13 protein-coding genes are annotated in these 13,465 nt (G+C 69.8%); 4 read left to right on the forward strand and 9 right to left on the reverse strand.

What is annotated here, in order from left to right; genetic code table 11:
- Nucleotides 1-422: 422 nt before the first annotated feature.
- On the reverse strand, nucleotides 423-1,079 hold the full coding sequence (locus EIY87_RS35590) for a TetR/AcrR family transcriptional regulator (protein ID WP_225440244.1): 657 nt from the start codon (nucleotides 1,077-1,079) through the stop codon (nucleotides 423-425).
- Nucleotides 1,080-1,215: 136 nt separating this feature from the next.
- Between EIY87_RS35590 and EIY87_RS35595 the strand changes: the two genes are divergently transcribed.
- The 3 genes from EIY87_RS35595 to EIY87_RS49350 all read left to right on the forward strand — a co-directional run bounded on the left by EIY87_RS35595 (nucleotide 1,216) and on the right by EIY87_RS49350 (nucleotide 3,757).
- The gene (locus tag EIY87_RS35595) at nucleotides 1,216-2,421 is read left to right on the forward strand and encodes a cytochrome P450 (protein ID WP_225440245.1); all 1,206 of its coding nucleotides are present in this window, start codon (nucleotides 1,216-1,218) and stop codon (nucleotides 2,419-2,421) included.
- An 8-nt stretch (nucleotides 2,422-2,429) separates the two neighbouring features.
- Nucleotides 2,430-3,365, forward strand: a complete 936-nt coding sequence (locus EIY87_RS35600; protein ID WP_225440323.1) for a ketopantoate reductase family protein — start codon at nucleotides 2,430-2,432, stop codon at nucleotides 3,363-3,365.
- 224 nt (nucleotides 3,366-3,589) lie between these two features.
- Nucleotides 3,590-3,757 carry a GNAT family N-acetyltransferase gene (locus EIY87_RS49350; protein WP_225440324.1) on the forward strand — a complete coding sequence of 56 codons (168 nt, stop codon included), beginning with the start codon at nucleotides 3,590-3,592 and terminating at the stop codon, nucleotides 3,755-3,757.
- On the opposite strand, the gene EIY87_RS35610 is transcribed toward EIY87_RS49350, so the two are convergent.
- From EIY87_RS35610 to EIY87_RS35625, 4 genes are read right to left on the reverse strand one after another with little or no spacing between them, the layout of a single operon-like run.
- Complete coding sequence (locus EIY87_RS35610; RefSeq protein ID WP_225440246.1) at nucleotides 3,720-5,216, reverse strand: MFS transporter; 1,497 nt, start codon at nucleotides 5,214-5,216, stop codon at nucleotides 3,720-3,722. The two genes, EIY87_RS49350 and EIY87_RS35610, sit on opposite strands and share 38 nt — an antisense overlap.
- Nucleotides 5,217-5,270: 54 nt before the next feature.
- A complete protein-coding gene (locus EIY87_RS35615; protein ID WP_125314351.1) occupies nucleotides 5,271-5,576 on the reverse strand; it encodes an EthD family reductase in 306 nt (101 codons plus the stop codon).
- Between the two features lie 17 nt (nucleotides 5,577-5,593).
- Entirely contained in the window at nucleotides 5,594-6,511 is a 918-nt protein-coding gene (locus tag EIY87_RS35620; RefSeq protein WP_125314352.1) for an aldo/keto reductase, read from the reverse strand.
- Complete coding sequence (locus EIY87_RS35625) at nucleotides 6,508-7,383, reverse strand: helix-turn-helix transcriptional regulator (protein WP_125314353.1); 876 nt, start codon at nucleotides 7,381-7,383, stop codon at nucleotides 6,508-6,510. The genes EIY87_RS35620 and EIY87_RS35625 overlap by 4 nt, the downstream gene beginning before the upstream one ends.
- 172 nt (nucleotides 7,384-7,555) lie before the next feature.
- Between EIY87_RS35625 and EIY87_RS35630 the strand changes: the two genes are divergently transcribed.
- A complete protein-coding gene (locus tag EIY87_RS35630) occupies nucleotides 7,556-8,434 on the forward strand; it encodes an NADP-dependent oxidoreductase (protein ID WP_158641425.1) in 879 nt (292 codons plus the stop codon).
- 51 nt (nucleotides 8,435-8,485) lie between these two features.
- Here the strand turns inward: EIY87_RS35630 and EIY87_RS35635 are convergent, their stop codons facing one another.
- The 4 genes from EIY87_RS35635 to EIY87_RS35650 all read right to left on the reverse strand — a co-directional run bounded on the left by EIY87_RS35635 (nucleotide 8,486) and on the right by EIY87_RS35650 (nucleotide 13,454).
- Nucleotides 8,486-9,793, reverse strand: coding sequence for an MFS transporter (locus EIY87_RS35635; RefSeq protein ID WP_125314355.1), 1,308 nt, complete (start codon nucleotides 9,791-9,793; stop codon nucleotides 8,486-8,488).
- 66 nt (nucleotides 9,794-9,859) lie between these two features.
- On the reverse strand, nucleotides 9,860-10,336 hold the full coding sequence (locus EIY87_RS35640; protein WP_125314356.1) for a (2Fe-2S)-binding protein: 477 nt from the start codon (nucleotides 10,334-10,336) through the stop codon (nucleotides 9,860-9,862).
- Nucleotides 10,333-11,148 carry an FAD binding domain-containing protein gene (locus EIY87_RS35645; RefSeq protein ID WP_125314357.1) on the reverse strand — a complete coding sequence of 272 codons (816 nt, stop codon included), beginning with the start codon at nucleotides 11,146-11,148 and terminating at the stop codon, nucleotides 10,333-10,335. Before EIY87_RS35645 ends, EIY87_RS35640 begins: the two co-directional genes overlap by 4 nt.
- Nucleotides 11,145-13,454, reverse strand: coding sequence for a xanthine dehydrogenase family protein molybdopterin-binding subunit (locus tag EIY87_RS35650; RefSeq protein ID WP_125314358.1), 2,310 nt, complete (start codon nucleotides 13,452-13,454; stop codon nucleotides 11,145-11,147). Before EIY87_RS35650 ends, EIY87_RS35645 begins: the two co-directional genes overlap by 4 nt.
- Between the last annotated feature and the right edge of the window lie 11 nt (nucleotides 13,455-13,465).

Here is a 13,465-nt window from a genome sequence, read left to right on the forward strand (position 1 = left end):
GAGTTCCTGCACCACTACAACCATCACCGAGCCCACACCGCACTCGGCGGCCGCCCACCCATCACCCGAGTCAACAACCTCACAGGGCACAACACCTAGGCGGCCGGCATCGGCTGATCGGCGTGCTTCGGTGATCAACGTCCGGCATCAGCGGCTCAGACGGTCCGTGGCGACGTGACGCCGTCGCACCAGTTCGGAACCAGCATCCGTTTCCGGCTTCGACGAGCATCAGGTTCGCACCTGATCCTTCTGAACCGCTGGACCACGCTGATCATGCTCGCGCACGCCTTTCCTTGCCATCGCCGCAGCCCACGCTCGCAACACACCACCGGCCGAGGACCTAACCCGTTGACCCGCGACGAGATCAGCCACCCCTCTACCTCCGGCCCGTGGAACGACGCCTCGCCGCTCGCCGGCGTGTGTCAGGCGTCCTCGCCCTGCCTCTGGACGTGGTGCAGCCCCAGCGGGCTGGCCGGAGGCAGGGGCTCGCGTTCTGCTCCGCCTTCGGTGCTGAACGTCTGCAGCAGGTAGACGACGAACCGTCGGGAGAGATCCTCCGCGTGCTCCGGCGGGGCGTTGCGGAGGCCACCGTTGGCCAACAGGACCATGACCAAGTCGCCGTAGTCGAAGTCCGGCCGCAGCCGGCCGGCCTCCTGCGCACGGTGGACGAGCTTCTTGAAAGCCGTCTCGACGTCCCTGCGCCGCTTCTCGTAGTCGATCTCGCCGGCGAACAAGGCGAGAAACGCCTCGGTCAATCCGCGGTCCTTCAGCTGTTCGGCGCAGGTGAACTCGATGAGCCGGCAGAAGCCGTGCCACGGATCCGGATCGTCGACCGCATCGTCCAACACGACCTGACAGCGTGCGATCTGTTCGGCGAACACCTCGATCACCAGAGCGTCCCTGGTGGGGAACCGCCGGAAGAGGGTCGCCACGCCGACGCCTGCGTGCCGGGCGATCGTGTTCATCGGGACGTCGATGCCGCGGGTACGGAACAGTTCCCGGGCTGTCTCGACGATCCTCGCGCGGTTGCGCGCAGCGTCGGAGCGCAAGCCGGTCTCGTCGGTCCGTGCTGCATCCACGCCTCCAGTGAACCGCACGCGACGTCGGACTTCCAGCCGGCTTGCGCCGTAGCGAGATGAGTCACCCGGACGACGGTTGTTCTCACTTCCGCAGGAGCGGACGAACCGCTCGATTTCCGGGGTTATTGTCAACGAAGTGATCATCGGAACACATTCGGGAGAATCCGTGACAGCAAGTCGTACCGATCGGCCGGCAGATATTCCGTTGCCCATGCGGCGGGCTGGTCTCGATCCTGCTCCAGAGCTGCTTTCCTTGCGCGACCGCGATGGCGTTCTGCGCATCTCGAGCCCGCTCGGTGCTCCGGCCTGGCTGGTCACCCGGTACGCGGACGTCAAAGCCGTCCTGGCGGACACGGACCGGTTCAGCAATGCCGCTCCGCTGCCGGGATTCGCCGAAGCGACCACTGAACAGAAGCAATCCGTCGCCGGCAACCTGCTTCTTTCCGACCCGCCGGACCACCGCCGTTTGCGCCGGATGCTCAGCGGTCAGTTCACCATCCGGCGGATACGCGCACTCGCTCCGCGCGTCGAGCAGATCGTCGCGGACCACATCGACGTGATGGAGCAGAAGGGGCCGCCGGCCGACCTCGTCACCGACTTCGCCCTTCCGGTGCCGTCGCTCGTGATCTGCGAACTGCTCGGCGTGCCTTGGAGTGATCGCGACGAATTCCAGCGGCGCAGTGCCGAGCAGATGGACGTCTCCCGCCCCGAACACGAACGCGTGGCCGTCCTGCACGAGCTGCACCAGTATCTGAGCGGGCTGATCGTCCGAGCGCGGCGAAGTCCTGGCGACGAGTTGACAGATCCCGAACTGGCGGGGATGGCGCTGCTGCTCCTCGTGGCCGGCCACGAAACGACGGCCACCATGATCGGCTTGGGCACCTTGGCGCTGTTGCGCCACCCCGACCAGCTGGCCGTGGTCCGCGACGACCCCGCCGCGACAGAACGCGCGGTCGAGGAACTCCTGCGGTGGCTGTCAGTGGTCCACACAGGTGTTCAGCGCACCGCGACCGCCGACGTGGAGCTGGCCGGCGTCACCATCCGCACCGGTGAAGCCGTGCTCGTCGCCCTTCCTGCCGCCAACCGCGATCCCGCGTTCATCGCCGACCCCGGCGTACTCGACGTCGGGCGTGGGGAAGCGGGCCATCTCGCCTTCGGTCATGGGGTGCACCACTGCCTCGGAGCCCCGCTCGCCCGCTTGGAAATGCGTGCGGCCTTCCCCGCCCTGCTTCGCCGCCTGCCCTCGCTGTCGCTGGCCGTACCGGACAGTGAGGTCGAATACCGCGTGTTCAGTTCCGTCTACGGCGCCGCTGCGCTACCCGTCGACTGGGAGATCCGATGAAGGTCCTGATGTTCGGGCGGGGGACGATCGCCACCCTCTACGGCTGGGCTCTGGAGAAAGCGGGGCACCAGGTCGATTTCTACGTCCGCCCTGGCCGGAGTGCCACGCTCGGCTCCACTGTGGACCTGCGGATCAGGGACGGGCGGGTGCGCCGCGGCGCTCCGGTCGACCACCGGTGGCCGATCACCTTGCGAGAGGAACTGGCCGCCGGGCACGACTACGACCTGATCGTGCTGAGCGTCAACCACGACCAGCTGGACGAGGCCGTCGACTTCCTGAGCACTCGGGTCGGCGACGCCTCCGTGCTGATGTTCGGCAACGTCTGGGCGGAGCCATCGGCTGTCGTGTCCCGGCTGCCCGCCGACCAGGTTGTCTGGGGCTTCCCCGGCGGCGGCGGCGGGTTCACCGGTTCCACCCTCCGCGGTGGCGTCGTGAAGAACATCTTCATGGGTTTCTGCGAAGGCTCGAACCGGACCGAGCGGTACCAGGCCGTTCGAGCTCTGTTCCAGGATGCCGGCTTCTCGGTGTCCGAACAGCCGGACTTCCGCACCTGGCTCTGGATCCACTTCATCATGGACGCCGGACTCCTGACTCAAGGGCTGGCGGTGGGAGGGCAAGCGCGCCTGGTCGCCTCGCGCAAGGCGGTCAAGCAGTCCGTTCTCCTGGTGCGCGAAATGATTCCGCTGGTGAAGGCCAGAGGCGGAACGCCGGGAGGGGGCGCCGCCCTCCTCACCCGCGTTCCGGCGGGGCTGCTCGGCTTCCTCCTCCACCGGCTCCTCGCCGGGAAGAACCTGTACAGCTTCATCATGGAAGAGGTGGAACGGGCGGGGCACATGACCCGAGAGGGTGCGGGCCTCTACGCCAGGGACGTCCTCGCGGAGGCACGTCGAATCGGGTTCCCGCTGCCACGGCTCGCAGCCCTGGAGACCGTTTTCGCGGCATGAGTGGCCACCCACGCCACCTTGGGCGTGCCACTACCGTGGGCTCATGGTCACCACATGACTGGCAGAGCCGTCGGAGGTCGACGGCGTCACACGACTGGCGCAGGATGCCTATGAGGGCTACGTGAGCCGGATCGGCCGCCGTCCGGCCCCCATGGACACCGCCTACGCCGCCATCGTGCGCGAGGGAAACCTGTGGGTAGCGCTGGATCGCGACCGGTTGCTCGATTTCGCCGTCCTGGTCGACGCCGACGGATCACTTGCTCCTGGACAACGTCGCCGTCGATCCCCGGTTCCACGGGCGAGGCGTGGGCACGAAGCTGTTGGCCTCACATCGGCCAGGACGCGGACCGCGTGCTACCGAGCACGAGCCCGTAGCCGTGTCCGCCCGGTAGCAGACCTCTTCGACGGCCGCGCGGGGTTCTCGTTCAGGTCACCTCCGGTCAGCTCGCGGCGGCGGACCTCCGGGGCCGCTTCGGGTTGACGTGCCCTGTGGATCTCCGAGAGCGTGTCCAGGGAGGGAACGCGTTCGGCGCGCAGCGACAGCAGGGCGGAGGCGAACAGCAGCGTAGCGATGAGGATCGACACCGCGGTGATGGCGGCGGTCGACCCGTACGCGCCGGCCACGGTGTAGAAGAGACCGCCGATGATCGCAACCGACAACGCGGCGCTGATCTGCAGGGTCGCGTTGACCAGACCGCTGGCCAAGCCGGCGAACGCGCGCGGGATGTGCGTGACCGTGAGGCGGATCAGCGACGGCAAGGCGAGCCCTTGACCGAAGCCGATGAGCGCCAGGGGCGCGGCGGTCCACGCCGTCTGGCCGAACGCGGCGACGAGCCCGGCGAAGGCGAGGAAGCCGACGGTCTCCAAGCACAGACCGAGCGCGGCGATCCGGCGCCCCATGATCCGAACCAGGTACGGCACGGTCAGCGGGCCGATCAGGAAACCGATGCCCAGCGGCAGGATGTCCAGGCTCGCCTGCAGCGGCGTGCGGCCGACCGTCTGCTCGTGTTCGGAGAAGACGAGGAAGAACGCAGCGATCGAGTAGAACAGCGCCACCGCCACGAGCGCGACCCGCACACCGGGAGCGGTGACCGCACCGGGTGGCACCAACGGCATGCGCCGATCACCGTCGAGGGATGACTCGTGACGCCAGAACCTGCGCAGCAGGATGACGGCGGCGACGACCAGGACGAAGCACCACCAAGGCCAGCCCAGGGCGCGCCCTTCGACCAACGGGATGACGATCCCGGCCAGACCTGCGAAGAGCAGGACGGCGCCGATCCAGTCCAGCTTCTCCGCGCCCCGGGTGTGCGGGTCGCGCAGGAACAGGCTGCCCAGCAGGGCCACGGCCGCGACGGGCAGGTTGATGAGGAAGATCGCCCGCCAACCCAGGCCCCAGACGTCGGCGGTGACGAGGAGGCCGCCCAGGGATTGGCCGATGACCGCGGCAAGGCCGAGGGTCGCGCCGTGGAAGCCGAGGGCGACCGTCTGGTCACGGCCGTCGAGACTGGCGCGGATGAGAGCCAGCGACTGCGGCGCCATCAGCGCGGCCGTCAAACCCTGCAGGACGCGCCCGACGAGGAGCAGCCCGGGCTCACCGGCCGAACCGCACAGCAGCGAGGCCAGGGCGAACCCGACGAGACCGACGAGGAAGGCCCGCCGCCGCCCGTACAGATCACCGAGCCGGCCACCGAGGGTGAGCGTCACGGCGTAGGTGGCCGCGTAACCGGCCACGACCTGCTGCCCCAAGATGTCGCCGCCACCGAGGTCGTCTTGAATCGACGGAATGGCGAGGTTCACGATGAAGAAGTCCAGAGGCGGCAGCAGCGTGCCAGCCAGCAACGTGGCCACGCCCACCCACGTCCGGGCCGGCGTTTTCGAGGTGGAATGCATTGCGTGGGTCTCTCAGAAGGTGAAGTCGGTGCCCCGGAGCCGGATGGGGGTGAGATCGGTGTAGCGGAGAACGTCGTCCATCACGGCCGCGCTCTCTGGTGCGCCAAAGGCTTCGATGGCCGCCTGTTCGTCGCGGAACTCGTTCACCGCAACGGCCACGATGCCGTCGTCGCCGACCGGGTAGAGCGCCGTGGTGGACTCGAGACCGTACTGCTCCCATGCCTTGCGCACCAGCGGGAGGTGCTGGGACTCGTAGTAGTCGCGGTCGAAACGGAATTCTTTTACTGTTGCCCGGTAGATGACGAAGACGGTTTCCATGGATATCCTTTCTCGTTTCAGCCGCGCGAAGGAGGGCACGCGGCCGCGTCGAGCTCGGCCAGTTCCGCTTCGGTGAGGCGGAGCCGGGATGCGGCGAGGTTCTCTTCCAAGTGGGCGACCTTCGACGTGCCGGGAATGGGCAGGACGACGTCGGAGCGGTGCAGCAACCACGCCAGCGCCACGTTGGAAGGAGTGGAGCCGTGCGCCGCGGCGACGTGGTCGACCGGTCCTCCGGGGCTCGCCAGCTGCCCGGCGGCGACCGGCGCCCACGGGATGAACCCGATGCCGTGCCGGGTGCAGTAGTCGAGGACGTCGGCAGAGCTTCGGTCGGCGATGTTGTAGCGGTTCTGGACCGTGGCGATGTCGGCGACCAGCCGCGCCTGCTCGATCTGGCCGACCGTGACCTGGGACAGTCCGATCGCGACGACCTTTCCCTCGTCGTGGAGGTTCTTCAGCTCGCCGACCTGGTCCTCCAGCGGAACGCCGGGGTCGACGCGGTGGAGCTGGAACAGGTCGATCCGGTCGAGACCGAGCCGGCGCATGCTCAGCAGCGCCTGCTGGCGGAGGTACTCGGGGCGCCCGACCGGTGGCCAGGCTCTCGGACCGAGCCGCACCAGCTCGTCTCCTCGACTGATGGTGTCCGGACCGTTGCGCGTCAGGCCCGCCTTCGTCGCGATGACGACGTCGTCCGGGTAGGGGTGGATCGCCTCCCGGATGATCTCCTCACTGATGTGGGGCCCGTACGAATCGGCGGTGTCGATGAGCTGCACGCCGAGTTCCACGGCGCGCCGCACGACACGCACACACTCGGCGCGGTCCTCCGGTTCGCCCCAGATACCGAGTCCGGTCAGGCGCATGGCGCCGAAGCCGAGGCGGGCGACCTTCTTCCCGGCGATCTCAAAGGTGCCCACGCTGTCCGCGAGGGAGGTGGTCATGATCGGGTGTCGCCTTTCTCCAGGACCTCGTCCTGGTCGGCGTTGTCGGAGGCGGCTGTCTGCTCGGCGAGCCGGCGCAGGAGGACCAGACCGTCGTGGCTGGCGCTACCGGGTTCGGCGCTGTAGACGGACAAGTGCTGCCCGGGGGCACTGGCGACGGCCAGCGTCTCGAAGTGCAGCCGCAATTCCCCCACCTGTGGGTGCACGAAATGCTTCACCTCGGTGGTGCGCGGCCGCACCTCGTAGCGGGCCCACAGGTTCGCGAACGCCGGGCTGCGCAAGCTCAGTTCGCCGACAATCCGCTCGATGTGCTCGTCGGCGGGGAACTGCGAGGACGATGCCCGCAGGTTGCTCACCGCAAGCCGCGCCGCGGCGTCCCAGTCACCGTAGAAGGACCGCGCGTACGGATCCAGGAAAATCATGCGCAGCAAGTTGTCGTACCGGGCGAACCCGCGGTAGAGCTCCCGCGCCATGGCGTTCGCGCCCAGGATGTCCTGCGCCGCGCTCACCAGGAAGGCAGGCACCGCCGGCATGCCGTCCATCAGCCGCACCAGCTCCGGAGCGGCGGTCGGCGACGTGACCGCACGCGCCCCGAACACCGGCAGGCCGAGCCGGAACAAGTGCGCCGCGGCGTCGTCGTCCAGTTGCAGCGCGCTGGCGATCGACCGCAGCACTTGGTCGGACGGATGCCGTTCCCGGCCTTGCTCCAACCGCATGTAGTAGTCCGTGCTCACCCCGGCGAGCAGTGCCACCTCGTCGCGGCGGAGACCCGGCACCCGCCGCGGGCCGTCGTCGGGCAGACCGACGTCCTGCACCCGGAGCAGCGCCCGCCGGGCTCGCAGGTAGTCACCGAGCCTGTTCTCGCTATCCACGCCAACGACAGTAATGCGGCCCGGCGCCCGATGCGTGGGTGCAGCGCACCCATGTTGAACCGCCCGCGCCGACCTACCTTCGAACGTGAAGGCATTCACTCCCGAAGGAAACGAAGACTCTGTCATGAAAGCAGTTCGGATTCATCAGCACGGCGGCAGCTCGGTTCTGCGGGTGGAATCGGCACCCGCGCCGGTTCTGGGCGCAAACGACGTGCTGGTCCGCGTGCACACCGCGGCCGTCAACCCGGTGGATTCCCTGGTGCGCGAGGGGGTCTTCAAGTTCTCCGACCGCCCGTTCCCGTGGACCTTGGGCTGGGACTTCGCCGGCACCGTGGTCGACCTGGGCACGTCGGGCACCTCGTTGTCCCTCGGCGACGTGGTGTACGGACGTCCCGCGCTCGACCGGGACGGCACCTACGCCGAGTACCTTGCCGTCGATCCCGGCGAGATCGCCCCGGCGCCGCGCAGCATCACCCTCGAACAGGCAGCCGCCCTCCCCCTGGTCACCTTGACCGCCTGGAAGGCGCTCTTCGACATCGGCGAGCTGAAGCCGGAGAGCACCGCCCTGATCCACGCCGGCGCCGGTGGGGTCGGCTCGATGGCCGTCCAGCTGGCCAAGCACCGCGGAGCCCGGGTCGTCGCGACCGCCTCCGGTGACGGGATTGACCTCGCTGCCTCCCTCGGCGCCGATGAGGTCATCGACTACCGGAACGAGGAGTTCGCCGCCCGCGGCCGCTTCGCCGACGTGGTGCTGGACACCGTCGGCGGCGACACCCTGGAGAAGTCGTACGGCGTCGTCGTCCCCGGCGGCAAGCTCATCACCGTCGCCGGGGCACCGGATCCCGGTCGGGCGCGAGAGCACGGGATCACGGCCGACACGTTCGTCCTGGACTCCAACGGACCACGCCTCGCCGAGATCGCGGAACTCGTCGACGGTGGGGTGCTCCGGCCCGTCGTCACGAAGACCTTCGACCTCGACGACGTCCAGGAGGCCCACGACCGGATCGACTCCGGGCGGACCCGGGGCAAGATCGTGCTCCGCGTCGCCTGACCCCGCGTGAACCCTGGGCACGCCTCTCGCGGCGCGCCCAGGGGAACGCGCTCAGCGCAGGTCCTTCCCTCGCGTCTCCGGGCTGAGCAGCGTCGTGACGAGTCCGATGAGGACCAGCACCACCATGTACAGCGCGAACACCCATTCGAGCCCCTGCTTCGACAGCCATGTGAGCAGGTAGGGCGCCGTGCCACCGAAGATCGCGACGACGAACGAGTACGGCACGCCGATCCCCGAGGCGCGCACCGCGGTGGGGAAGAGTTCGGCGAAGTAGGCCGGCATGATCCCCACGAACGCGCCGAGGAAGAACAACGCCACCACCATGATCACGAACAGCCGGAGCGCCGACTGGTCGATGAGCAGCAGGAGCGGGAACGACAGCGCGGCGAACGCGACCGAGTAGGTGACGAACACCGGCTTGCGACCGAACCGGTCGGACAGCTTGCCCCACAACGGCAGCGTCAGCATGAACACCGCGTTGGCCGCCACGCTCGTCCAGAGCCCCGCGGACGTCGGCACCCCGCGCGTGGTGATCGCGAACCCGGAGGCGCCGATCGCCCACGTGTAGTAGACCACCGTGCTGGCGAGGCTGAAGCCGACCATCCGCAGCAGGCTGCGCTTGTTCGCGGCCAGGCCCCGCAGCAGCTCACGCACCTTGGTGCGGCTCGGCCGGCCCCGCTGCTCGAACGCGTCCGTTTCGGGCAGGGTGCGGCGGAGGTACAGGCCGACGAGACCCAGCAGGCCGCCGATGAGGAACGGGATGCGCCAGGCCCACTCGCGCAGCGCGCCCGCACCCAGCGTGCTGCTCGCTGCGGCGCCGATCAGCGAGGCCGTCACGATGCCGGCGGTGACCGACACGTAGAGGCTTGTGGACCACAGGCCACGACGTGCGCGAGGGGCGATTTCCGCGATGTAGGTGTAGGACGCGGCGATCTCCCCGCCGTGCGCGAGGCCTTGGGCCAGCCGCGCCAGCACCAAGACCACGGTCGCCCACAGACCGACCGAAGCGTGCGTGGGCGCGACCCCGATCAGCAGGCTGCCGGCCGCCATGAGGACCATCGACGTCGTCATCGAGAACCGGCGGCCCCGGCGGTCGGCCAGCCACCCGAAGAGGAAGCCGCCGATCGGGCGCATCACGAACCCGACCGCGAAGACCGCGAGCGCCGAGAGCAGCGCGGCGGTGGCTCCGTCGTCGACGAAGAACTGTGCGGCGAAGAACGGGGCGAAGATGGCGTAAACGCTCCAGTCGTACCACTCGAGCGCGTTGCCGATCCCGGCGCCGAGCAACGTGCGGAACGCGTGCGGCGCCAGCTCTTGTCGTTCGGTGGAGCTGGTCGAGGTGTGGCTGGGAACGGACACTGGCCCTCCTTTGGGCAGGTTCGATCGCCGCCGGGGCGGGCCACCTCGGCGGTGTGGTGCTGGTGGTCAGTCGGTCGCTTCGGCTGCGCGCCGGACGGCGCGCACCACGTTCACGTAGCCGGTGCAGCGGCAAAGGTTTCCGCTCAGCGCGTCGCGGATCTCGGCGTCGGACGGGTTCTTCGTCCGCGCGAGGAGTCCTTCTGCCGCCAGCAGCATGCCGGGAAGGCAGAAGCCGCACTGGAAGGCGTATTCCGCCATGAAGGCTCGCTGGACCGGGCTTGGCTGTTCTTCGGTGCCGAGGTTCGCGATCGTGGTGACCGATGTGCCGTCGGCCCGCCCGGCGAGCACCAGGCAGGTTTTCAAGCAGCGGTCGTCGACCACCGCGGTGCAGGCGCCGCAATCTCCGTTGCGGCAGCCCGCGCGCACGGCGGTGCTGCCGAACTTCTCCCGCAGGAGGTCGACCAGAGTGGTGTCGGCGTCGACAGTGACGGTTTCGGCGCGCCCGTCGACTTCGAGCGTGATGGTGACGGCGTCGTCGGTCACGCTGCTGCTCCTTCCGCTTCGGCACAGGCACGGGCCGCGATCTCCGGCGCGACCCGCCTGCGGTAGTCCCAGCTCGCCCGCAGGTCCGCCCAGCGGTCTTCGAGGGGCAGGTCGTCCAGCGCCGCGGCGACCGCGGACCGCACGTCCGTGGTCGCCGGAGTCACGGACACCGGCACCCGGGCCACACCGCCGAGCACGATCCGCCCGGGCAGCAACGCGGACGCCGTCACGACCGGCCAGGACGACTCCGCGAACTTCAGTTTCACGTACCCGGCCCGGCTTTCCCGCAGGGGAAGCCGGATTCCGGTGACGAACTCCCCCGGCCGGAGATCGGTTTCTTCCGCGCCGCGGAGGAACTTCGCCGCCGACACGACCCGCGATTCGCCCCAGCCCCGGATGACGACCTGCGCGTCGAGCGCCACGAGTGCCGCCGGTGCGTCCGACTGGGGCCTGGCCGCGCAGAGCGCGCCGACGAGCGTGCCCTGGTGCCGGATCTGGATGCCGCCGGTGATGCCCGAGCACAACCGGTGCAGCAACGGGAAGTGTTCGGCCACGATCGGCGAGTCGAGCAGTTGCTGGTAGCTGACCTGGGCGCCGATCGCGATCTCGGAACCGGCCGGCTCGATCCGGTCGAGGGCGGTCCGGCCGAGGTCGACGACGTCGGTGGGCGTCAGGTCACCGCGCGTCAGCGCCGGGACGGTCAGCGTGCCGCCGCCGACCAGCACGTAGCTCCGGTTTGCGACCAGGATGCGGTGCAGCACCTCGGCCGCTTCGTCGGCGCTGCGGGGGAAACCTGCCCGGAAGGCGCTCATCGGACCCCCGCGTCGAGCAGGCCGGTGACGACCGGCGGGCTGAGGGGCACCGACGTCACCGGCGCGGCGCCCAGGCGGTGCAGCACGTCGTCGACGGCGTTCGCGATCGCGGCGAGCGCTCCGCCGACGCCCGCTTCACCGGCGCCCTTGGCGCCGAGCAGGGTGGCCGGCGCACGGGTCTCGTGGTGGCCGATGATGAAGTCCGGCAGGTCGTTGGCCCGCGGCACCAGGTATTCCTTGAACGACGTGGTGGTCGAGGTGCCGGTCTCGTCGAACCGGCTTTCCTCGGTGAGGGCCAGGCCCGCACCCATGGCGATCGCGCCCTGCAGCTGGCCTTCGACCAGCACCGGGTCGAGCACCCGGCCGCAGTCGTGCACGGCGGTGAGGGCGCGCAGCTTGACCACGCCGGTGAGCGGGTCGACCCGGACCCGGGCGACGTAGGCGCCGCTGGAGAAGTACGGGTAGCTGTAGCGGAACTCCGGGTTGTGCGGTGGTTCCGGTCGGTAGCTGCGGGTGACCGACGCCGTGCCGCCTGACTCGGTGATCTCTTTGGCCAGCAGGTCGAAAGTCAGCGACCCGGCGGCGCCGGCGTGTGCTGCCTCGCCGGACAGCACGATCCGCTCCGCGGGGACTCCGGTCAACCCGGCCGCCGTCCGTCGCAACCGGTCCGCCAGCTCGCCCGCGGCGAGCACGACGGCGGCTCCCCCGACGGCGACGCCGCGGCTGCTGGCGCTGCCGGTTCCCGGCGGGCACAGCGCGGTGTCGCCCTGGACGACGGTGATCCGGTCGCGGCCGGTGCCGAGCTGCTCGGCGGCGAGGCGGGCCAGAACCGTGGTGTTCCCACCGCCGGGATCGGTCACGCCGCTGAGCACGGTGATGCGACCGCGCTCGTCGAGTGACACCGTCGCGCTCTCCGGCGCCGCGATGATCTGGCGCTCGCCGGAGACCACCCGGCCGGATACGTGCCCGCCGCCTTCGGGCGTCACCTCGAGCGCGATCCCCGTCCCTTCGAACTGGTCCGCCGGGTCGTCCCCGGCCAGCTCGAGCACCTGGCCGAGCAAGGCGCCGAAGTCGCCGCTGTCGATGCGGTACCCCGAGGGCATCCGGTGTGGCATTGCCTGCGGGGTGAGGATGTTGCGCCGCCGCACCCCGGCCGGGTCGAGACCGAGCCGCCGGGCGACGAGGTCCATGATCCGTTCCATCACGAACACCGGGGCTTCTTTCCCGAACCCGCGGCAGGAGTGCCACGGCGGCTCGTTGGTGGCCACCACGCGGGAGCGGACCGCGATGTGCTCGATGTCGTAGGCGGTCGGGAAGACCGCCGCGCTCACATAGGACTGCCGCCAACCGGGCGAGACCGATTCGGCGCCCACCGGCAGCACGGCGTGATCCCGCAGGGCGTGGATCCGCCCGGTCCTGTCGAACCCGACGCGCACGCGATGCACCTGCTCGCGACCGCCGCCGAGGAAGCACTCAGCCCGGCTCTCGATCCACTTGACCGGGCGCTCGCACAGCATGCTCAGCAGGGCCACCAGGGGCTCTTCGACCTGCCCGCTCATCTTGAGGCCGAACGACCCCCCGATGTTCGGGACCACGACCCGGACGTCGGCCACGGGCAGGTCCAGCACCTCGGCCAGCATGGCCCGCAGCTGGAACGGCTGCTGGTGCGAGGCGTGCACCAGCAACGTCCGCGCCGCCCGGTCCCACTCGGCGACGTAACCGCGCGGCTCCAAGGGCGCCGTCGTGCTGCGCCCGACCGAGAACTGCTGCTCCAGGGTGTACGGCGCGGCTGCGAGCGCGGCTGCCACGTCACCCCGCTCGATCACGTGTTCGGCGATCAGCCGCCGCCGGTCCTCGGCGCCGAGGTCACCGGCGCCGAGGAAACGGCTCGCGTCCAGCAGCGCCGGACGATCCTCATAGGACACCTGGACCGCCGCGGCCCCGGCGCGGGCCGCGCCGGGAGTTTCCCCGGCCACGACGGCGATCGGCTCGCCGACGTAGCGGACGACGTCCACGGGCAGCGCGGGCAGGACGCTCCGGCGGCCGCCGATCAGCTCCGGTTCGCCGAACTGGTAGGGCATCGGGCGAAGGTGCCGAGCGGCTTCCCGTCCGGTCAGGACGCGGACGACTCCCGGGACGGCTTCGGTCGCGGCGGTGTCGACGTCGACGAGCCCGGCGTGCGCGCGGGTACTGCGCACGACGGCCATGTGCAGCAGTCCGGGCGGACGGACGTCGTCGACGTAGCCGGCCGTGCCGCCGGCGAACGCGAAGGCGTCCTTGCGTGGCCACGGGGTCGTCGCTCTCATCGCACTCCTCG

It is taken from the genome of Amycolatopsis eburnea, from assembly GCF_003937945.1.
GTDB classification, from domain to species: domain Bacteria; phylum Actinomycetota; class Actinomycetes; order Mycobacteriales; family Pseudonocardiaceae; genus Amycolatopsis; species Amycolatopsis eburnea.

Coding starts and splice junctions, on each gene's coding strand:
- EIY87_RS35600 (WP_225440323.1), top strand. CDS start 2,430: ATGTTCGGGCGGGGGACGATCGCCACCCTCTACGGCTGGGCTCTGGAG.
- EIY87_RS35645 (WP_125314357.1), bottom strand. CDS start 11,148: ATGAGCGCCTTCCGGGCAGGTTTCCCCCGCAGCGCCGACGAAGCGGCC.
- EIY87_RS35650 (WP_125314358.1), bottom strand. CDS start 13,454: ATGAGAGCGACGACCCCGTGGCCACGCAAGGACGCCTTCGCGTTCGCC.
- EIY87_RS35620 (WP_125314352.1), bottom strand. CDS start 6,511: ATGACCACCTCCCTCGCGGACAGCGTGGGCACCTTTGAGATCGCCGGG.
- EIY87_RS35615 (WP_125314351.1), bottom strand. CDS start 5,576: ATGGAAACCGTCTTCGTCATCTACCGGGCAACAGTAAAAGAATTCCGT.